Below are 19,946 nucleotides of genomic sequence, written 5' to 3'. Positions count from 1 at the left end.
GGAAGAGTCCCACCTCATGTGGCTTGTTGTCAGGCTCCGTTCAACTAATTGGCCGGAAACCGTCCGTTGCCCGAAATCCGTGTCCGGAAGGCGGACGGTCCGTGATCGGCGGATACGCCCCTCCCGTGCTCCCGGGGGCGCCGGAACGGCTCGAACCGCAGCTCAAGGCCGTCCGGATCCGGACCCGGGACGAGCGGCCCCCGGGGCGTCCTGCCCAGCGGGGCCCCGGCCGTGCCAGGAGTGCCACAGCGCGGCATAGGCGCCGTCTGCCGCCACCAGCTCGTCGTGGGTGCCGAGTTCGGTCAGCCTGCCGCCCTCCATGACGGCCACCCGGTCCGCGTCGTGGGCGGTGTGCAGCCGGTGTGCGATGGCGATGACCGTACGGCCCTGGAGGACGGCGGCCAGCGCGCGCTCGGTGTGCCGGGCCGTGCGCGGGTCGAGCAGCGCCGTCGCCTCGTCCAGGATCAGGGTGTGCGGATCCGCCAGCACCACCCGGGCCAGGGCCAGTTGCTGCGACTGCGAACCGTCGAGGCGGTGCCCGCCGGCGCCCAGCTCGGTGTCCAGACCGTCCGGCAGCTCCCTGGCCCACTCGGCCCCCACGGCGGCCAGCGCGGCGTGCAGCGCGGTGTCCTCGGCCGAGGGCGCGGCGAGCCGCAGATTGTCCCGGACGGTGCCCAGGAACACATGGTGCTCCTGGGTGACCAGGACGATCTGCCGGCGCAGCACCTCCGGATCCAGCGCCGCGACCGGCGCCCGGCCGACCGTCACCGACCCGCTGCGCGGGGCGTCGATCCCCGCCAGCAGCCGCCCGAGGGTGGACTTGCCGGCTCCGGACGGGCCGACCAGGGCCAGCCGTTCGCCGGGGCGGACGGTCAGGTCGACGCCGTGCAGCACGTCGTCGTGCCCGTGGTCGTAGGCGTAGTGGACCGCCGTGACGTCGATCCGGTCGTCGGCGGGCACGGCGGGCGCCGCAGCGGACTCCGGGGAGGGATGGGGGAGGAGGGCCGCGGCGGCGGTCCCTGGGGACTGCGGGGCCTGGCCCAGGCCCTCGACGCGGGCGAACGCGGCGCCGCTGCTCTGCAGTTGCTCCAGCCAGAACAGGATCGTCTCCAGCGGCGCCGACACCTGCCGCAGATACAGCGCCGCCGAGACGACCATGCCCAGGCTGATGTAGGTCACGCCCGCGGAGCCCTGCCCGTGCAGCACCCCGCCGGCCAGCAGCACCGCGACCACCGGGACGACGTACGAGACATCGACCGCGGGCAGCAGCACGCTGCGCAGGAACAGCGTGCGGGTACGGGTGGCGCGGCACCGTTCGATGGCCGCCTCGCTCGCCGCCCGCCGGCGCTCCTGGAGGCCCAGGGCCTCGACGGTCCGGGCGCCCGCGGCGGTGGCCGCCAGCAGCTCGGCGAGCGCCGAAGTGGCCGCCCCTTCCGCCAGATACGCGCGGTGCGCCCGGCGCAGATACCACCGGACCGCCAGCAGCCCGCTCAGCAGCCCCAGCCCGCACAGCCCGAGCAGCGGGCTGACGACCACCACCGCACCGAGCAGGAAGAGCGCCTGCGCCGCCGCGATGAACACCTCCGGCACCGCGTCCCGCAGCGTCCGGGCGACCGAGGCGACATCCGTCGTGCCGCGGGCGGTCAGATCGCCGCTGCCGGCCCGCTCCACGGTCGCCGCGGGCAGCGCCAGCGTCCGGTCGGCGAACTGCTCGCGCACCCGCGCCACGGTCCGCTCACCGAAGCGGTGGCCGGCATAGCGCGCATACCGCGCGAGCAGCAGCTGGGCCAGCGCACACACCAGGATGACCAGCGCCAGCCGGTCGACCGTGCGCACCCCGGCGCCGTCCCGGACCGCGTCCACGATCCGGCCCAGCAGCCAGGGCCCGGCCAGACCGGCGACGGCGGCCAGCGAGTTCAGGACCAGCATCAGGGCGAACGCCCGCCGGTCGAGCCGGATCAGCCGGAGCGCGGCCCGCCGGGTCGCGGCCGGCTCGGCGACCGGCAGCGCCGCCCCGTCCGGCGGGGCGGGCCGGGAGGGGGGCCTCGTGGACGTCGGTGTCATCGTGCGCTCTCCTTCGCCGCGGGTGCGGTCGCGGTCGCGTGAGCCGGGGCGAGGCCGTCGGCACCCGTCCCCTCCGCCTCGTCCGCATCGCGCGCCACCAGGCGCCGGTAGCCCGGCTGTTCGGCCAGCAGCGCACGATGGCTGCCGACCGCGGCGACCTCCCCGTCGACCAGGAAGCACACCACGTCGGCGCGGTCCAGCAGCAGCGGCGAGGTGCTGGTGACGACGGTCGTCCGGCCCGCGCGGGCGGTGTGCAGCCGGGCCGCGATGCCCGCCTCCGTATGGGCGTCGACCGCCGAGGTCGGTTCGACCGCGAGCAGCACCTCGGGGTCGGCCAGCAGCGCCCGCGCCAGCCGCAGGCGCTGGCGCTGGCCGCCGGAGAGGTTGCGGCCCTGCGCCTCGACCGGTGCGTCCAGCCCGTCCGGCAGCCCCCGGACGATGTCCTCGGCCAGGGCCGTGTGCAGGGCGCGGCCGATCTCCTCGTCGCTGCGGTCCCGCCGGCCGGCGGCCACCTCGCGCAGCGTCCCGGCGAACAGATCCGCCTCGTTGTCCGCGACCAGGATGCTCTCCCGGACCCGGGACAGCGCGATCTCGTCGAGGCGCACCGCGCCCCAGGTCGCCGCCGAGTCCGCGAACCGGCCCAGCCGGTCGACCACCGCCGCCGACTCGGCCGGCCGGGCGGCGGCCAGTACGGTCAGCAGCCCCGGCACCACCTCGACTCCGGAGGCCGGATCCCGCAGCACGGCCGGCGCCTCGGGAACGTCCCGGCCCGCGCCGGCTTCCGGCCGGCCGTCCGCGGTGTCCGGCTCCAGGCGCAGGAACCGTACGACCCGGCGGGCGGCGACCAGCCCCCGGGTGAGGTCGTAGCCGCCCTCGATGAAGAACGACACCGGCACCACCAGCGCCGCCGCATAGCCGTAGACCGCCACCAACTCGCCGACGGTGATCGTCCCTTGGGCCGCCATCCGGGCCGCCGGCCAGACCACCGCGGCCAGGAACAGCGTCGGCAGGCCGACCCCGAGCGCCTGGACCCAGCTCGTCACCGCACCGACCCGGTAGCCCTCGGCGCGCAGCTCCTGCGACGCCTCCCGGTAGCGGGCGGCGAACACCTCCTTGCCGCCCAGGCCGCCCAGCACCCGCAGCCCGCCGACCAGGTCCGTCAGCTGCGCCGCCAGCCCGCTCTGCCGCTCGCGATAGCGCGTCTCGGCCCCCTGCAGCCGCCCCAGCAGCGGCCCCACCAGCACCGCGAGCAGCGGCACGCCCAGCAGCACCACCAGGGCCAGCAGCGGGGAGACGGCCAACAGCAGGACGGCGACGACCGCATACGCCAGCACCCCGCCGACGCCGGGCCCCGTCATCGTCAGCGTCTGGCTGATCACCGCGACATCGCCGATCCCGATCGTGACGACCTCCCCGGCCGTCGTCTTACGGGGCAGCGCCGCGCCCAGCCGCAACGACTGCGCCACGACGGCCCGTACCGTACGGAAGGTGGCGTCCATCCGGATCCTGGTCATCGTGCGGTGCCGCATGACCGCCAGCCAGGCGTTGCCCACCCCGACCGCCAGCAGCACGGCAACCCAGCCCAGCAGCACCGGCATCCGTCCGGGCACCAGCCCGTCGTCGATGGCCCGGGACAGCACGTAGGGCGGCAGCATCAGCCCCACCATCCACAGGCTGCCGTACGTCGCGCCCGCCGCGACCCGCCCCCGCTGACTGTGCACCAGCCACCAGATGTACCGACCTGCACTGCGGTGGTCCGGGCCGGCCGGGCCCCTTGAGCCGTCCGTCATCCCGTCTTCCCCCTGTCGTCCGCGCTCGCGCTGTGACCATCCTCGCCGCGTTCCGCCGGCCGTGCGGGGGATGAGACGCGATGCACACGGGTCGGGCGGAAAACCGCTGGGATGGGGGCAGTTGGGGCGAGAACTGGTCGTCGTGGGGGGGAGGGCCGGCGCCGGCCGGGAGTACCGGGCGCGAGTACCGGCTGGGAGCTCCGGGCGGACCTGCGTGCTGGACGGGGGGCCGGGCGGGGCCGGCTCGCGAGGGCCGCCTATTCGCCGAGGGTGCCGTCCGCCAGTTCGCGGGCGATGTCGAGGTGGCCGAGGTGGCGCGCGTATTCCTGGAGCAGGTGGAAGAGGATCCAGATCAGCGTCGGACGGTCTTCCTCGGCCGGTACGCGGCCGCCGAGGGTGGCTGCCTTGCCGTCCAGGGGTGCCCCGGCGACGATGGCGCGGGACCGGGCGCACTGTTCCTGGAAGAATGCCGTGACCTCTTCGAGGGTCTCACCCGGTTCGAGATGCCACTCGCCGCGACGGATCTTGACGTCGCCCCACGGCTCTTCGATCTGCTCCCCGGCAAAACCCCACTGAAGCCACCGCAGCTCCACGTACGCCAGGTGTTTGAGGAGGGCCAGCGGCATCCAGCCGGAGGGCAGGCGGCTGCTCCGCAGCTCCTCGTCGGAGAGCCCCGCCAGCTTGCGCAGCACGGCGTCCCGATAGAAAGCCAGGTAGCCGGCGAGAAGTTCGGCTGGACTACTGAGAGTCACCGGTGGTTCCGGCGGAGGCTCGACCCTTTGCACCATGGCGAGACGATAGGCAGCAATGGCGCGCCATGTCCAGGCTTGTGAACTCTCGGAATTCGGGCCCCACCAGGCGGGAGACCTGGTGGGGGCGGGTGGGGAGAGGGTGAGGGAGCGGGTGGGGCGAGTGGCGGGCGGCTCATGGTCCTCGGGCCGGGGCACCCTCCGGTTGGTAACGCTCCGGAGTCGGGGCGCACCGTATCCCGGACGGACGGACGGACGGACCGACGGACGGCCTGCCCGGCGCACGGAGCGCCGGCATGACGCCTCACCCCGCGGATCCCGCGGGCGGTGTAGGTTCCTCTTGATCGTTAGCGCTGGCTCCTGCGGGAACGCTGGAATCCGCGCGTGACGCGCAGCGCGCGTGCAGGCTGTTCGTGCGCAATCCGGGTATGACGTCTGCTCCTTCTGTTCACTGTGAATTGTCCTCGGGCATCTCAATGAGTGTGGGAGTGGACGTTGCTCAGCGCTTCGAACGCGTCGGATTTGCGGACCTACGATCGCGCGGGCTGGTTCGCGATCAGAACGGTGCTGCCGACGGGGCGGAAGCCCAGGCATGCGTGTATGCGCGCGACGGCGTCTTCTGCGTAGGCGAGGAAGACAGTGCTCACCCCAGGTCGCGAGCGTGGTTGACCAGGGCCGTGGTGATGGCTGCTGCCGGGCCCCGGCGGCGGGCGGTGGGCAATGCAGGGAAGTCGGCCGTCAGCACGTGGAGTTGCACGCCATCGGACAAGGGTCTTTGAGCAACCGGGTGGTGTGGATCGATAACCATGAGCGGGCGTTCCGCTACTGGCTCAACGTGTGCGCGTACCGCACCCGAACGACCGAAGCCTGACGCGGTCATCAGCCGATGCGGCTCGCGCGACGCCCGGCTCGAGTTTCTGCGATGCGCTGTTCGAGTGCCTCGAACCACGACCGGCCGTCCTCACCGCAGTTGTCGCGGATCTCGTGTTTGAGATCGGAGGTATTGGCATTAAGGGTACGTACCAGGCCCAATCCATGGTCGACCTGTGTCCGTAGCTCGCCATGCGACCGCGCCAGATGCGTTGCGGCGTCTCGCATCTCAGCGCGTGCCACCTTCGACGCGCGGCTCGTCGGCAGCCAGATCTGCGTACCGATCTGCGCTCGCCGCACTACATACGACATCGTCCGCAGCGACGTTTGCGCGGACTGGTACGCCACATGCGCGGTGTCGGCACAGAGATATGACTCGCGGTGGAAGACGCGAAGGGCGTGGAAATCGAGATCGGATCGGGCTGACTGTCGGCGATCCTTCTTTTTGTCCCTCGCCCGTTCGCTGGTGGAGTGAGTCGAACGGTCGGCCGGACCGGCAGCTCGAGCGCGGAGCTTCGCCAGTCGCGCCTGTACCTGCTCGGCCTGTCGGCGTACCCGCTCGTTCTCAGTGCGGACCCGACTCAGTGCCCGCTTCGCTTCCGCGGTTGCGGCGTGGATCTCCTGGACGGAGACGGGCGTCGGCCGACGGTCGAACGCCGAGATCGCGATGAGCGTGGCGGTGCCGAGCACAGCCGCGAGAGTGAACAGTGGTAGCCCGTTCGCGATGACGTGGTCGGTGCGCCCCGCGTCGGTCAACTGGACGAAGACGGCAACGTTGATCACACCGAGCACGATCGCGGCCCGCGCGAGCAGGCCGAGCCAACGTTTCACCGCCGGCACTGACCGGCTGCGAAGCCGGCCTTTCGCAAAGAGGACCAGCCGGACCAGTGCCACGGCCAGCAGCGGCGAGGCGATCGACGCCCACAGCCATTCCCGCAGGTAGGGCGCCAGACCAGGCGCACCACTGAACTCGATGCGGGCCGCGAGCGCCGGTGCCGCCAGGATCATCGTCACTGGAACGCCGAAGAACAGGCCGCCGACAACGAGTAGCGCGATGGTGCAACCAGCGCCGCCGTTACGATTACTGGGCACAGTTCAGTGACCCGCCGTCACCCTCGTCGCCCGCGATCACGGCCTGCAGTGCGCGGCGTTTGCCCGGCGTCATGCCGCCCGGGCCGCCGCCGCGGCGCTGTCGGCTGCTGTGATCCGGCATTGCGTGACGCCGGGGCGAGAGCTGTTGCGCCGGCGCCGTTGAGCAGTTGATCGAGGGCGACCGCGAGGCCGCCTGCCTGTTCCGTGTGATGCTGGACAAGCATGGTGGTGAAGTGTTTGGTCAATTCGACGTATGCGATGCGTTCCTCCGACGCCAGTCCGGGCTTGACGGTTTCACGCTGCATGTTGACCATGCATTCCCGCAGTGATTGCGCGCTGGTGTCAGCTTGGCCGAGTTCCTGTTGCTGCTGTCGTAACATCGCGGAGGATTCCCGACGGCGTTGGTCCAGTAGCGCCAGGGTGATCTCCTTGCTGTCGGCGGCCTGGGTCTTCTCCAGATTGATTCGCCGCATCTCGGTGGCCAGGGCGTAGGATTCGGCGACAAGCCTGGCGGCGGCGCCGAGCGGGTTCAGTGACTCGGCGATCCGCGACACGGCCTCGCCGAAGACGAGGTGACCGTCAGATACCCTGACCAGTCTGTTCGACATATGAGCCGCTTTCCATGTAGGTGTTTTTGGTGAGGAGGCGCGAGCGGACTTCGGATCAACCGCAGGTGTTCGCTGCTTGAGCGGTGGCTGCAGACCGCCGTGAACCGGCCGCGGAACAGGATGCATGGCCGCATGCTCTGATCAGCGGGACGTGCCGGGGGCAAGCCCCTAACGGCACAAGCAATGCCAGCAGATTTACGAGATACAAGCCCCCTGGGTAGAACTAGATCCACAATCCGATGGATCCGCCTGCCGCGATTATGGCAGTACCTGAGTCGGCGTAAAGCAGAAGCGACGACACCGATCAGCACCATCACTCCGCTACGGCAACGAACCAGCGGCACCGACGGACAGGCCCGTCAAGCTAGCTCCTCACCGTGCACCGCCTGTTCCCACGCCTGCTCGACCTCGGCCTCGGGCACCACAGCGGGACGCCGGTAGGCGGCCAGGAAGCGCACGTTCTCCAGCAGCACCCGGTCCGCTCCGGACCAGATCTCGTACTCCCAGCCATGCTGCCGAAACGGCTCACCGGGCCAGGCCGGGGCCTGCACGATCTCCGGGTCCTGCAGCCGGTCCGCCGGCTTGACGTTGACCACCCGCACCGTCTCCGAACGCATGACGAGCAGAAAGTCCGGAACATGGTGCCGCACCCGGTCACGGACCCGAGCCGCCAGCCGACACGGCTGAGCGAAGGTCCCCCGCACCTCAGGTTCAAAATCCGCCAGCAGCGGCCGGTCCAGCTCCAACCGACTCTCATGGACCACGTGCCCGCCCGTCGTCACCGACGGGTATCTCCCCGAGTAATGGGTCATCCCGTGTACCTACCGGACATCCCGCCACGGCATCCACTCCGCGAAGTCCGCCGACCGCACCTGTCGTACCGGCACTTCACGTACCGACGCGCCCTCGTACCGGATCGACGCCGTTGGAACCTTGCGCGTATGACGAGTGGTGCCCGAGCTCCGTATCGTCATGCTCTGGACGGTACGGAGCCCACGCGTGCCCCGACCCGAAAGACCGCAAGAGATCGAAAACGGCGGCCACGGACTGTACTGAATGCGCACCGCGTCCCGGATTTGCGCATTCATTGCGCATCCTTAGCCGACATTGCGCACCGATCCGCGGATCCTAGAAGTCGGTCCCGCTACCCCACACTGTCCCGCCACGCCTGGTGCAGCTGCGCGAACCGGCCGCGGTCCGCTATGAGTTGATCCGGGGGCCCGTCCTCGATGATCCGGCCGTCGGACATGACCAGGACCCGGTCGGCGATCTCGACCGTCGAGAGGCGATGGGCGATCACCAGGGCGGTGCGGCCCCGCAGAACGGTGTCCATGGCGCGTTGCACCGCGCGTTCGCCGGGGATGTCGAGGGAGCTGGTGGCCTCGTCGAGGATCAGGACGGCGGGGTCGGCGAGCAGGGCCCGGGCGAAGCTCACCAGTTGGCGCTGACCGGCGGAAATGCGGCCGCCGCGCTTGCGGACGTCGGTGTCGTAGCCGTCCGGCAGGGCGGTGATGAAGTCATGGGCGCCGATGGCCTTCGCGGCGCGTTCGACCTCCGCGCGGCCGGCGTCCGGGCGGCCCAGGGCGATGTTGTCGGCGACCGTGCCGGAGAACAGGAACGCCTCCTGGGTGACCATGACGACGGCGCGGCGCAGTGTGCCGGTGGGCAGCTCGCGCAGATCGACGCCGTCGAGCAGCACCCGGCCCTCGCTGGGGTCGTAGAAGCGGGCCAGCAGCTTGGCGAGGGTGGACTTGCCGGCGCCGGTGGCACCCACCACGGCGACGGTCTCACCGGCCGCGAGGGTCAGATCGAAGCGCGGCAGCACCTCGCCGCCCGGGCGGTAGGCGAACCCCACCTCGTGGAAGGCGACCTCACGGCCGGGCCGCCCGTCCGCGAGCGGGGGCAGGACGGCGGGGGCGGCCGGTTCCGGGACCGAGGGGCGCTGGGCGAGCAGCCCGGCGATCTTGTGGAGCGAAGCGGCCGCGGATTCATAGGAGTTGAGGAACATCCCGAGCCGGTCGATCGGGTCGTAGAGCCGGCGCAGATAGAGCACCGCGGCGGCCAGCACGCCGAGCGCCAGGCCCCCCGAGGCCACCCGGCAGGCGCCCCACAGCACGATCGCGGCGAGCGCGATATTGGCCACCATCCGGGAGGATACGACATAGCGGGCCATCTCCAGGAGCGTGTTGCCGTTGATCCGCTCGTGGTGGTGGTTCAGCCGGGCGAAGGCGGTGTCGTTGGCGCGCTCGCGGCGGAACGCCTGCACCGGGCGGATGCCGTTGAGGGTCTCGGTGAACTTCACGATGATGCTCGCCATGGCCGAGGACTTGGCGCTGTAGACGCGGTGCGCGCGGTGCCGGAAGGAGCGCAGGAGGAGGGCGAGCGGGACGCCGGAGACCAGGGCGGCGGCGCCCAGTCCCCAGTCCAGCCAGAGCAGGGTGACGCTGATGTAGACCGTCGACAGGACGATCGTGATCAGCTCTTGCAGCCCCTCGTCGAGGAGTTCGCGCAGCGACTCCACGTCCGTGGTGGCCCGGGATATCAGCCGGCCGGACGTATAGCGCTCGTGGAAGTCCAGGCTCAGCGCCTGCGCATGGCGGAAGATCCGGCCGCGGAGGTCGAGCAGCACCTCCTGGCTGATGCGGGCGGCGAGCTGGATGAAGCCGAACTGCAGCGCGCCGGACGCCACCGCGCACACGGCGGCCGCCACCGCCACGGCGACCAGCGGCCCGTGCTCGCCCGCCCGCAGCGCCGGCACCGCGTGGTCGAGCGCATACGCGACCAGCAGCGGCCCGGCCTGTACGGCGACCTGCTGGAGCAGCAGCAGGACGGCCACCGCCGTCACGCGGCGCCGGTGCGGCGCCAGCAGGGAAGCGAGCAGGGAACGCGAGGCGCCCCGGGGAGCGGGGAGCGCGTCGCGGGCGAACGAGTCGGATGTCGGGGGGTCGCTGGGCGCCGGTCCGGATGTTGACGGTCCGGATGGTGCCGGCCTGGATGGTGCCGGCCTGGATGGTGACGGCCCGAATGGTGATGCCTCGGACGGTGCCGGCTCCGGCCGCCGGGGCGGGGCGGCGTGGCCCTCGGAGTGGTCGGACGGCGGACCGTCGCGGCCCTCGGGATCGTCGGACGGCAGACCGGTCGTGGTGGTGGTCATCGGGCGCCCTCTCCCTCTCCCGACATCAATGCGGCGTATTCGGGGTTGTCTCGGAGCAGTTCGTGGTGGGTGCCGACGGCGGCGATCCGGCCGCCGGACAGCAGCGCCACCCGGTCGGCGAGCAGGACCGTGGACGGCCGGTGGGCGACGACCAGGGCGGTGGTGGTCGACAGGACCTGGCGCAGCGCCGCCTCCACCAGCGCCTCGGTGTGCACATCGAGGGCGGAGAGCGGATCGTCGAGGATCAGGAAGCGCGGCCGGCCGACCACGGCACGGGCCAGGGCGAGCCGCTGCCGCTGTCCGCCGGACAGGCTCAGGCCCTGCTCGCCGACCTGGGTCGCGCTGCCCTCCGGGAGGGCGTCCACGAAGCCGTCGGCCTGCGCCACCACCAGCGCCCGCCGCAGCTCGTCCTCCTGGGCGCCCGCGCCGCCCATCAGGACGTTCTCCGCGGCGGTCGCCGAGAAGAGGGTCGGCTCCTCGAAGGCCACCGCGACCATGGCACGGGCCTCGTCCCGGCTGATCGTCGCCAGATCCCGCCCGTCGAGGCTGATCCGGCCCGCGGTGGGGTCGTACAACCGCGGCACCAGCGCCGTCAGCGTGGTCTTTCCGCTGCCCGTCGCCCCGACCAGCGCCATCGTCTCGCCGGGCCGGATGTGCAGGGTGATGTCCCGCAGGAGGGGCGGGGAGTCCGGCGGCGCGTCGGGGTAGCGGAACGCGACGCCGGAGAAGACCAGCCCCTGGGCGGTGCCGGCCCCGGCCGTGGTGCCCGGGGACGTGGCGTCCGAGGCTGCTGTGTACGGGGCTGGCGCATCCGAGGCCGCCGTGTCGGGGGCTGCGGTCTCCCGAGCCGATGCCATCGAGTCCGTGGCCGTCCCGGACCGCGTCTGCACGGCCGCTGTGGTCGCCCCCGCATCCTCCACCGCAGGCTCGTCCAGCACCTCGAAGTACCGGTCGGTGGCCGCCGCCGCCTCGTTGCTCATGGCCAGCAGGAAGCCGATCGAGTCCACCGGCCAGCGCAGCGCCAGCGCCGTCGACAAGAACGCGACGAGCGTGCCCGCGGACAGCTCCCCGTCGGCCACCTGCACCGCCCCGCACACCAGGGCGCCGCCGATCGACAGCTCCGGGAGGGCGGTGATGCAACCCCAGATCCAGGCCAGCAGCCGCGCCTTGCCGAGCTCGGTGGACCGCAGTGCACGGGTCAGCTCCCGGAAGGCACGGGCCTGGCTGCGATGGCGTCCGAAGCCCTTGATGATGCGGATGCCGAGCACCGATTCCTCGACCACCGTCGTCAGATCGCCGACCTGGTCCTGCGCCCGGCGCGCCGCCCGCCCGTACTTCGCCTCGAAGACCGAGCACAGCACCATGAGCGGCAGCACCGGCGCCAGCAGCACCAGCCCCAGCGACCAGCGCTGGACCATGAGGATCACCGCGCCCACCAGAATGGTCACCCCGTTGACCAGCAGGAACATCAGCGGGAAGGCGAAGAACATCCGCAGCAGCTGAAGGTCGGTGGTTCCCCGCGACAGCAACTGGCCCGAAGGCCAGCGGTCGTGGAAGGCCACCGGCAGCCGCTGCAGATGGCGGTAGAGCGTCTCGCGCATCGTCGCCTCGACCCCGGCCAGCGGGCGCGCCACCAGCCAGCGGCGCAGTCCGAACAGCAGCGCCTCCGCCAGCCCGAGGAGCAGCAGGAAGGCGCCGCCGAGCCACGCCCCGGCCGGGTCGCGCGCCGCCACGGGCCCGTCCACCAGCCACTTGAGCACCAGCGGGATGACCAGGCTGATGCACGAGGCGAGCACCGCCACGCACGCGGCCGTGCCCAGGCGCGCCCGCACCGGGCGGATGAACGGCCACAGGCGCAACAGCGAGCGCACTGCGGAGCGTTGGGGTAAGTCGGTCCGGTCGGTCTGGTTCGTCGTCTGCGCGGTATCGGCCATCACTCGCGAGCGTAAGGCGCCCCACTGACAACGCTCATGTGGATTTCGCCCCGCACCGCCCGGGCCCGCTGTTTCGAGCCGCTGCCCGCCGCTGCCCGGCCACCGCCCGCTGCTGTCCGGCCGCCGCCCGCCGAGGCGAGCGCCGGGCAGCGCCTCACCCCGGCACGGCCCGGAACAGCACCACCGACCGCCCGCCCAGGGTGAGCGTGCCGCCCGCCGCGTACGGCGGCTCCGCCGGGCCCGGCTGCTCCTCCCGTGCGGTGTCCACGAGGAGTTCGTAGGCGCGGGCCCAGGGCGGGCCGGGGAGGGTGACCTGGCGGGGCTGGGGCGCGGCGTGCAGGACGGCGAGGAAGCTGTCGTCGACGATGCGGATGCCCCGGTCGTCGCGCTGGGAGATGTCGTTCCCGGAGAGGTACATGCCCAGCGTCGCCCCCGGGGTGTACCAGTCGTGTTCGGTCATCTCCGCGCCGTCCGCGGTGAACCAGGCCAGATCGCGCAGGCCGCCCTGGTGATGCGGCCGGCCGGAGAAGAACGCCCGCCGGCGCAGGACGGGGTGGGCGCGGCGCAGGGCGATGAGCCGGGCGGCGAGGGCGGCCAGCGGGCGCCACTGCGGGTCGTCCAGGAGCGACCAGTCGAGCCAGCTGGTGGGGTTGTCCTGGCAGTAGGCGTTGTTGTTGCCGTGCTGGGTGCGGCCCATCTCGTCGCCGGCCACCAGCATCGGCACGCCCGTCGACAGCAGGAGGGTGGTCAGCAGGTTGCGCAGCTGGCGGTGGCGCAGTGCGGTGACGTCCGGGTCGTCGGTCTCGCCCTCGGCGCCGCAGTTCCAGGAGCGGTTGTCGTGGGTGCCGTCGCGGTTGCCCTCGCCGTTGCCGGCATTGCGCTTGTGCTCGTAGGTGACCAGATCGCGCAGGGTGAAGCCGTCGTGCGCGGTGATGAAGTTGACCGAGGCGTACGGGCGGCGGCCGCCCCAGGCGTAGAGGTCGCTCGACCCGGAGAGCCGGTAGCCCAGATCGCGGACGTCGTGCTGGGCGCCGCGCCAGAAGTCGCGCACGGTGTCGCGGTAGCGGTCGTTCCACTCCGTCCACAACGGCGGGAAGGCGCCGACCTGATAGCCGCCGGATCCCACGTCCCAGGGCTCGGCGATCAGCTTGACCCGGCGCAGTACCGGGTCCTGGGCGATCACGGCGAGGAAGGGGGAGAGCATGTCGACGTCGTGCATGGAACGGGCCAGCGCGGCCGCCAGATCGAAGCGGAATCCGTCCACGCCCATTTCGGTGACCCAGTAGCGCAGGGAATCGGTGATCAGCCGCAGGACATGGGGCTGCACGACGTGCAGGGTGTTGCCGCAGCCGGTGTAGTCGGCGTAGCGTCGCGCGTCGCCGGCCAGCCGGTAGTAGCCGCGGTTGTCGATGCCCCGCAGCGAGAGCGTCGGGCCCAGCTCGCCGGCTTCCGCGGTGTGGTTGTAGACGACGTCGAGGATCACTTCGATGCCGGCGTCGTGCAGCGCCCGCACCATCCGCTTGAACTCGCCGACCTGCTGCCCGCGAGTGCCGGTGGCCGCATATCCGGCGTGGGGCGCGAAGTAGCCGATGGAGTTGTAGCCCCAGTAGTTGCGCAGCCCCCGGCGCACCAGGTGGTCCTCGTGCGCGAACTGGTGGACGGGCAGCAGCTCGACGGCGGTGACCCCGAGCCGGACGAAGTGCTCCAGCGCCGCGGGGTGCGCCAGCCCGGCGTAGGTGCCGCGCAGCCGCTCCGGGATACCGGGGTGGAGCATCGTGAAGCCGCGCACATGCAGCTCGTAGAGCACCGAATCCGGCCAGGGCGTCTTGGGCCGGCGGTCGTCCTGCCACTCGTCGGCGCCGCCCTCGTCCGCGGTGTCCTCGCCGACCACCACGCCCTTGGGGACGTACGGCGCCGAGTCCCGGTCGTCGCGCACGGTGTCGGCGAGCTGCTGCTGCGGCCAGTCGCGGACGTGGCCGTAGAGCTGGGCGGGCAGCGCGGACCCCGGTCCGGCCGGCTCCGTACGGGTGCCGAAGTCGCCGTCCACGGCCCGGGCGTACGGATCCAGCAGCAGCTTCGCCGGGTTCCAGCGGGCGCCGGTCCAGGGGTCCCAGCGGCCGTGGACCCGGTAGCCGTAGCGCTGCCCGGGGCCGACACCGGGCAGGAAGCCGTGCCAGATCTCATGGGTGAGCTCGGTGAGCGGATGGCGCGTCTCGCGCTCCGCGTCGTCGAAAAGACACAGCTCCACGGCCTCGGCGCCGCCCGCCCAGAGGGCGAAGTTGGTGCCGGTGGTGCCGTCGGGGCCGGTGCGGTGGCGGGCCCCGAGGGGGGTGGGGCTGCCGGGGCGGATATCCGCGGGTGGGGCGGCGAGCGGTTCGTCCGCCACCGCCTCCTGCTCGGGTGCGCTCGACACGTGCCGGCCTCCTGCGGCTCATGGCTCGGTCGGGCGGAGTCCCGGCATGGCGGGACCTCCCAGCGTGCGCTGGGGGAGTCCCGGCCGTGCAGGTGTCCCGCCCTCCCCGTTGTTCTTCCCGCAACCGGCCGTTGCCTCACGCGTCGCGCGGCGGGGGCTCATTGTCCGTCCCCGTGCTGTCCGTGACATTCCGTTTCGCGGCATACCTCCCATCTCGCGCCTCATCCGTCACAATCCGGTATATGACCGCCCATCAGCAGGACCGAGCAGGGGACCGAGCGCACCTCCGCGGCAGAGCCCGGGTGCGGGACCGCATGCCGGGCCGGACGCGGAGCCGGGCGGGGGCACGGCCGGCCGGGCGGGTCCGCCTCGCCCTCGCGGCCCTGGCCGGGCTCGCGGGGGCGGCGGCGCTGGCCGGCTGTGCGGACGCGGAGGTGTTCACCGGCGACAAGCCGCGCTCCCGGGAACAGACGATCAGGGTCGTCCCGCACAACGGCGCCCACGGCGTACGGGCCGACGGACGGTTCGAGATCCGGGTGCCGCAGGGGCGGCTGGAGCGGGTCTCGGTCAGCCGGACCGGTGCGGCCGGCCGGCGGCACGTGGCCGGGCGGATCGCGCCGGACGGGCTGACCTGGCGACCGGCGCACGCCCGCCTGCAACTCGGGGCGAAGTACACCGTGGACGCGGTCGCGCTGGACGGCGCGGGCCATCGCGCCGTGCGCCACACCACCTTCACCACCGCCGCCCCCGACCGCCGGCTGATCGGCTACTTCTCACCGCAGAGCAACGCCACGGTCGGCACCGGCATGATCTTCTCGCTGGTCTTCAACCGGCCGGTCACCGACCGCGCGGCCGTCGAACGCGCCGTCACGGTCGGCGCCCGGCCCGCCGTTGAGGTCGCCGCCCACTGGTTCGGCCACCGCAGGCTGGACTTCCGGCCCCGCGCGCGCTGGCGGCCGGGCACCACGATCACGGTGCAGCTGCGGCTGCGCGGGGTGAAGGCCGGACCGGGCTCCTACGGGACCCAGCGCAAGACCGTCCGCTACCGGGTGGGACGGGACCAGGTCAGCACCATCGACGCGGCCCGGCACACGCTGACGGTGCGCCAGGGCGGCCGGGTGGCGGCCGTGCTGCCGGTCACCGCGGGCGACGACGAGAACCCCACCTACAACGGGACGATGGTGATCCTGGAGCGGCAGTCGGTGACGCGGATGAACGGCGGCACCGTCGGCTTCGGCGGCGAGTACGACATCCCGGACGTGCCGCACGCCATGCGTCTGACCCGGTCCGGGACCTTTCTGCACGGCAACTACTGGGCGCCGCCCGAGGTCTTCGGCGGCCTGAACACCAGCCACGGCTGCGTCGGGCTGCGCGACATCAAGGGCGGCGGGCCGCACACCCCGGCCGGCTGGTTCTTCGACCGCTCGATCGTCGGTGACACCGTGGTGGTGCAGCACTCCCCGGAGCGCACGGTCGCGCCGGACAACGGCCTCGGCGGCTGGAACCTGCCGTGGGGTCCGTGGCGGGCCGGATCCGCCCTGCACTGACCCGCGGCCGGCCCGGCGGCGCCCCCGCCCCCGCACCACCCCCGCACTTGGGACTAAACGGTGACGTTCACGGGGAGTTCACTGTCACTGCGGTGTGGTTATCTAACGCCAAGCACGCGGCTGTCCGCAGCCGCGTGCGGGGGACCGCGGGCCGTGCGAGGGGAAGAGGGGCCAGTCGTGAACGTCCAGCCGAATTCGGGGGTGCCGGCTCGCCGGCGTCGGTTGCCGCACAGGGGAGGAGGCCCGCTCGCGCTGCTGCTCGCCGGGGCGCTGCTGCTGACCGCATGCGGTGGCAACGACGGTGACGACGGCAAGGCGGCCGGCAAGGCCGGCGGGGACAAGGACGCCTCGCAGGCGGCCGTGACGATAGCGCCCAAGGACGGCGCGGACGGCGTCGCCACGAGCGGCGCGCTGAAGGTGACCGCCCGCAAGGGCAAGCTCAAGTCCGTCAAGGTCAAGGACGCCAAGGGCAATGAGGTCGACGGGAAGATAGCGGGCAACGGCGCCCTGTGGCAGCCGAGCGGCCATCTGGGCGCCTCGACGGAGTACAAGGTCGATGCCATAGCGGTGGACGGCCAGGGCCGCGAGGCCGCCGAGCACTCCAGCTTCACCACCCTCGTCCCCAAGAACACCTTCATCGGCCAGTACAGCCCCGAGGACGGCCAGCAGGTCGGCGTCGGGATGCCGGTCTCGCTCCACTTCACCCGGGGCATCACCGACCCCAAGGCCGTCGAGGACGCCATCAAGGTCAGCGCGAAGCCGTCGGTCCCGGTCGAGGGCCACTGGTTCGGCAACGACCGGCTCGACTTCCGCCCCGAGAAGTACTGGGCGCCCGGCACCAAGGTCACCCTCAAGCTCGACCTCAACGGCGTCGAGGGCCGCCCCGGCGTCTACGGCACCCAGGCCAAGGAAGTCTCCTTCACCGTCGGGCGCAGCCAGGTGAGCACGGTCGACGCCAAGTCGAAGCAGATGACCGTGGTCCGCGACGGCAAGAAGATCCGGACCATCCCGATCACCTCGGGCGGGCCCGGCACCGAGACCTACAACGGCAAGATGGTCATCAGCGAGAAGCACCTCGTGACGCGGATGAACGGCGACACCGTGGGCTTCGGCGGCGAGTACGACATCAAGGACGTGCCGCACGCGATGCGGCTGAGCAACTCCGGCACCTTCATCCACGGCAACTACTGGTCGGGCCGCGCGACCTTCGGCACCCGCAACGCCAGCCACGGCTGTGTCGGCCTCTTCGACCAGCGCGGCGGCGGTGACAGCTCCACCCCGGCGGCGTGGTTCTTCCGCAACTCCGTCATCGGCGACGTGGTGATCGTCAAGAACTCGCACGACGAAACGATCCAGCCGGACAACGGCTTCAGCGACTGGAACCTCTCCTGGGAGAAGTGGAAGGCCGACCAGTAGGGCGGCCACGGTTGGCGGGCCCGGTGCACTGTGACCGAGTGCACCGGGCCCGACGTCGTTAACGCGTACTAACCTTCCGGCATGACTGTGAATCTCGAGGTGGCCGACGGCGTCGGCACCATCCGCCTGGACCGTCCGCCCATGAACGCCCTGGACATCGCCACCCAGGACCGGCTGCGCGAGCTGGCCGAGGAGGTCACCCGCCGCGACGACGTGCGCGCCGTCGTCGTCTGGGGCGGGGAGAAGGTGTTCGCCGCCGGTGCGGACATCAAGGAGATGCAGGCCATGGACCACGCGGCCATGGTCGTACGGTCCAAGGCCCTGCAGGACGCGTTCACCGCCGTGGCCCGGATCCCCAAGCCGGTGGTCGCCGCGATCACCGGCTATGCCCTCGGCGGCGGCTGTGAGCTGGCGCTCTGCGCCGACTTCCGGATCGCGGCCGACAACGCCAAGCTCGGCCAGCCGGAGATCCTGCTGGGCCTGATCCCGGGGGCCGGCGGCACCCAGCGGCTGGCGCGGCTGGTGGGCCCGTCCAAGGCCAAGGACCTGATCTTCACGGGTCGTCAGGTGAAGGCCGACGAGGCGCTCACCCTCGGTCTGGTCGACCGGGTGGTGCCGGCCGCCGAGGTCTACGAGCAGGCGCACGCCTGGGCCGCGCGGCTGGCGGCCGGCCCGGCGCTGGCGCTGCGGGCCGCGAAGGAGTCCGTCGACGCGGGCCTGGAGACCGACATCGACACCGGACTCACCATCGAACGCACCTGGTTCGCGGGGCTGTTCGCGACCGAGGACCGCGAGATCGGCATGCGCAGCTTCGTCGAGGAAGGTCCCGGCAAGGCCAAGTTCCGCTGAAACAGCTGATGTTGGCGGGAGGGCTGAGGTTTGCCCGGCGGGCGATGCCCCTTGTGGGCGAATGACGGAAAACTTAATTGCGCCTTAAGGCAACCTTGTTGGCGCATCGGGCCGCTCGTTCACACGCCGGATGTCGTCGCAGGTCAGTCGGGGCTGTCAGAACCTTAACTGCCGTTGGCATATGACGCCCCGGGGGTATGGAACCGATGATTCCGGACATGGGATTCCCTCGGTTCCACCCCCGTGGCCGCCGGGCAGCAGCCATGATGGGGGCATGGCGGGCCTCGAAGAAATGGAGCAGCCGCGGCCGCGGAACGATCCGGCGGCCGCACACCGGGGCATGTCCGGGAGGGACGCAGAACCGGTGCCGGCGCCCCGTGGTCCGCTGTCCACCGCACTCGATCCGGCCGGCGAACCGACCCTCGGTGAGGTCCGGCTGCCCTCCCGCCCCCAGTCCGCAGGCATCGCCCGCCGGCTGACCGCCGCCGTACTCCTCAAACAGTGGTCCCTGACGCCCCAGCTCGCCGAGCACGCCGTCCTGCTCGTCTCCGAGCTCGTCGGCAACGCCGTACGCCACACCGGCGCCCGCACCTTCGGACTCCGGATGCTGCGCCGCCGCGGCTGGATCCGCATCGAGGTCCGCGACCCCTCCCGCGGGCTGCCGTGCCTGTTGCCGGTCCAGGAGACGGACCTCAGCGGCCGCGGGCTCTTCCTCGTCGACACCCTCTCCGACCGCTGGGGCGTGGATCTGCTGCCCCGCGGCAAGGCGACCTGGTTCGAGGTGCGGATCGCCGACCGCTGACGCCGGTGGCCGGGGCCGGGACGGGTCCCGGGGTCCGGCCGGTGCGCCGCCCGCGCGAGGACGATCCGTAGGATGGGTCGTTCATGCTCACACCGGGACGGAGAGGACGGGACATGCACGCTGTGCGCCGGTCGGCCGCGCTGACGCTGCTGCTCCTCCTCGCCGTCACCTTCGGGCCGCTGCTGTGCCGGATCGGCGGCGACCAGGCCTGGCTGGCGGGCCGGGCGGCGACGGCCGCGGCGCAGTGGCGGACGGGCCTGGTGGCGGCGCATGCTGCCGACGCGGCCAATACCGACGCGGCCAATACCGACGCGACCCATACCGACGCGGCCCATGCCGGCGCCACGAGCCCGGCGAGCGACGCGGCCACACCGTCGCGGCCGGGCACCGCCCACGGCGGTCCGCAGCTCGACGACCGTGCGCCCCTCGCCGTTGCCGCCGCGCCCAAGCGCTGCTCGAACCGGCATGCGCCGGCGCCCTCCGAGTCCGCCCCGCTGCCCGCCCCGCACCGCGGTGAGCCGCTCGCCCCCGCCACCACCGGCGCGGGGCCGCGGGCCGCGGACCTGCCGGCGCAGCACGCCCGCGCCCGGCCACCGACCGGCAGCGCGCCCGCCGTCGACCACACCTCGCTCCTGCCCGTACTGCGGATTTAGGCCGC

General features: G+C 72.1%; 14 protein-coding genes. 5 read left to right on the top strand and 9 right to left on the bottom strand.

The genetic code is table 11. The features are described from left to right. Positions 1 to 162 precede the first annotated feature (162 nt). From CPH93_RS10090 to glgX, 9 genes are all read right to left on the bottom strand, one after another. Complete coding sequence (locus CPH93_RS10090; RefSeq protein ID WP_096212591.1) at positions 163 to 2,064, bottom strand: ABC transporter ATP-binding protein; 1,902 nt, start codon at positions 2,062 to 2,064, stop codon at positions 163 to 165. Further along, the gene (locus CPH93_RS10085) at positions 2,061 to 3,854 is read right to left on the bottom strand and encodes an ABC transporter transmembrane domain-containing protein (protein ID WP_096212590.1); all 1,794 of its coding nucleotides are present in this window, start codon (positions 3,852 to 3,854) and stop codon (positions 2,061 to 2,063) included. The genes CPH93_RS10090 and CPH93_RS10085 overlap by 4 nt, the downstream gene beginning before the upstream one ends. Positions 3,855 to 4,111: 257 nt before the next feature. After that, complete coding sequence (locus CPH93_RS10080; RefSeq protein ID WP_096212589.1) at positions 4,112 to 4,642, bottom strand: DinB family protein; 531 nt, start codon at positions 4,640 to 4,642, stop codon at positions 4,112 to 4,114. Between the two features lie 840 nt (positions 4,643 to 5,482). Further along, entirely contained in the window at positions 5,483 to 6,487 is a 1,005-nt protein-coding gene (locus tag CPH93_RS10070) for a hypothetical protein (RefSeq protein ID WP_159394987.1), read from the bottom strand. Between the two features lie 95 nt (positions 6,488 to 6,582). Beyond that, positions 6,583 to 7,173 carry a hypothetical protein gene (locus CPH93_RS10065; protein WP_096212587.1) on the bottom strand — a complete coding sequence of 197 codons (591 nt, stop codon included), beginning with the start codon at positions 7,171 to 7,173 and terminating at the stop codon, positions 6,583 to 6,585. A gap of 359 nt (positions 7,174 to 7,532) precedes the next feature. After that, positions 7,533 to 7,985, bottom strand: coding sequence for a TnsA-like heteromeric transposase endonuclease subunit (locus CPH93_RS10060; protein WP_231977259.1), 453 nt, complete (start codon positions 7,983 to 7,985; stop codon positions 7,533 to 7,535). 332 nt (positions 7,986 to 8,317) lie between these two features. Then, on the bottom strand, positions 8,318 to 10,327 hold the full coding sequence (locus tag CPH93_RS10055) for an ABC transporter ATP-binding protein (protein WP_096212586.1): 2,010 nt from the start codon (positions 10,325 to 10,327) through the stop codon (positions 8,318 to 8,320). Next, a complete protein-coding gene (locus CPH93_RS10050; protein ID WP_096212585.1) occupies positions 10,324 to 12,261 on the bottom strand; it encodes an ABC transporter ATP-binding protein in 1,938 nt (645 codons plus the stop codon). Before CPH93_RS10050 ends, CPH93_RS10055 begins: the two co-directional genes overlap by 4 nt. Before the next feature lie 154 nt (positions 12,262 to 12,415). Beyond that, on the bottom strand, positions 12,416 to 14,674 hold the full coding sequence (glgX, locus tag CPH93_RS10045) for a glycogen debranching protein GlgX (protein WP_096212584.1): 2,259 nt from the start codon (positions 14,672 to 14,674) through the stop codon (positions 12,416 to 12,418). A gap of 242 nt (positions 14,675 to 14,916) precedes the next feature. Between glgX and CPH93_RS10040 the strand changes: the two genes are divergently transcribed. The 5 genes from CPH93_RS10040 (at position 14,917) to CPH93_RS10020 (ending at position 19,941) form a co-directional block, all read left to right on the top strand. After that, complete coding sequence (locus CPH93_RS10040) at positions 14,917 to 16,221, top strand: L,D-transpeptidase (protein WP_231977258.1); 1,305 nt, start codon at positions 14,917 to 14,919, stop codon at positions 16,219 to 16,221. Between the two features lie 177 nt (positions 16,222 to 16,398). Continuing rightward, positions 16,399 to 17,637 carry a L,D-transpeptidase gene (locus tag CPH93_RS10035; protein WP_371126835.1) on the top strand — a complete coding sequence of 413 codons (1,239 nt, stop codon included), beginning with the start codon at positions 16,399 to 16,401 and terminating at the stop codon, positions 17,635 to 17,637. A gap of 81 nt (positions 17,638 to 17,718) precedes the next feature. Further along, positions 17,719 to 18,486, top strand: a complete 768-nt coding sequence (locus CPH93_RS10030) for an enoyl-CoA hydratase/isomerase family protein (RefSeq protein WP_096212582.1) — start codon at positions 17,719 to 17,721, stop codon at positions 18,484 to 18,486. A 274-nt stretch (positions 18,487 to 18,760) separates the two neighbouring features. Then, on the top strand, positions 18,761 to 19,288 hold the full coding sequence (locus tag CPH93_RS10025) for an ATP-binding protein (protein WP_096212581.1): 528 nt from the start codon (positions 18,761 to 18,763) through the stop codon (positions 19,286 to 19,288). Positions 19,289 to 19,401: 113 nt separating this feature from the next. Then, positions 19,402 to 19,941: a hypothetical protein gene (locus tag CPH93_RS10020; protein WP_096212580.1), complete on the top strand. Its 540-nt coding sequence runs from the start codon at positions 19,402 to 19,404 to the stop codon at positions 19,939 to 19,941. The last annotated feature ends 5 nt before the right edge of the window (positions 19,942 to 19,946 follow it).

It is taken from the genome of Streptomyces sp. 2323.1 (assembly GCF_900221035.1).
In the GTDB taxonomy this organism is placed as follows: domain Bacteria; phylum Actinomycetota; class Actinomycetes; order Streptomycetales; family Streptomycetaceae; genus Streptomyces; species Streptomyces sioyaensis.
The sequence above is the reverse complement of the archived record's forward strand: the minus strand, read 5'-3'. Positions and strand labels throughout refer to the sequence as shown.

What these genes read in the sequence shown, in the direction of transcription:
- CPH93_RS10090 (WP_096212591.1), bottom strand. Translation starts at nt 2,064, where the DNA reads ATGACACCGACGTCCACGAGGCCCCCCTCCCGGCCCGCCCCGCCGGAC.
- CPH93_RS10085 (WP_096212590.1), bottom strand. Translation starts at nt 3,854, where the DNA reads ATGACGGACGGCTCAAGGGGCCCGGCCGGCCCGGACCACCGCAGTGCA.
- CPH93_RS10080 (WP_096212589.1), bottom strand. Translation starts at nt 4,642, where the DNA reads ATGGTGCAAAGGGTCGAGCCTCCGCCGGAACCACCGGTGACTCTCAGT.
- CPH93_RS10065 (WP_096212587.1), bottom strand. Translation starts at nt 7,173, where the DNA reads ATGTCGAACAGACTGGTCAGGGTATCTGACGGTCACCTCGTCTTCGGC.
- CPH93_RS10060 (WP_231977259.1), bottom strand. Translation starts at nt 7,985, where the DNA reads ATGACCCATTACTCGGGGAGATACCCGTCGGTGACGACGGGCGGGCAC.
- CPH93_RS10055 (WP_096212586.1), bottom strand. Translation starts at nt 10,327, where the DNA reads ATGACCACCACCACGACCGGTCTGCCGTCCGACGATCCCGAGGGCCGC.
- CPH93_RS10050 (WP_096212585.1), bottom strand. Translation starts at nt 12,261, where the DNA reads ATGGCCGATACCGCGCAGACGACGAACCAGACCGACCGGACCGACTTA.
- CPH93_RS10040 (WP_231977258.1), top strand. Translation starts at nt 14,917, where the DNA reads ATGACCGCCCATCAGCAGGACCGAGCAGGGGACCGAGCGCACCTCCGC.
- CPH93_RS10030 (WP_096212582.1), top strand. Translation starts at nt 17,719, where the DNA reads ATGACTGTGAATCTCGAGGTGGCCGACGGCGTCGGCACCATCCGCCTG.
- CPH93_RS10025 (WP_096212581.1), top strand. Translation starts at nt 18,761, where the DNA reads ATGGCGGGCCTCGAAGAAATGGAGCAGCCGCGGCCGCGGAACGATCCG.
- CPH93_RS10020 (WP_096212580.1), top strand. Translation starts at nt 19,402, where the DNA reads ATGCACGCTGTGCGCCGGTCGGCCGCGCTGACGCTGCTGCTCCTCCTC.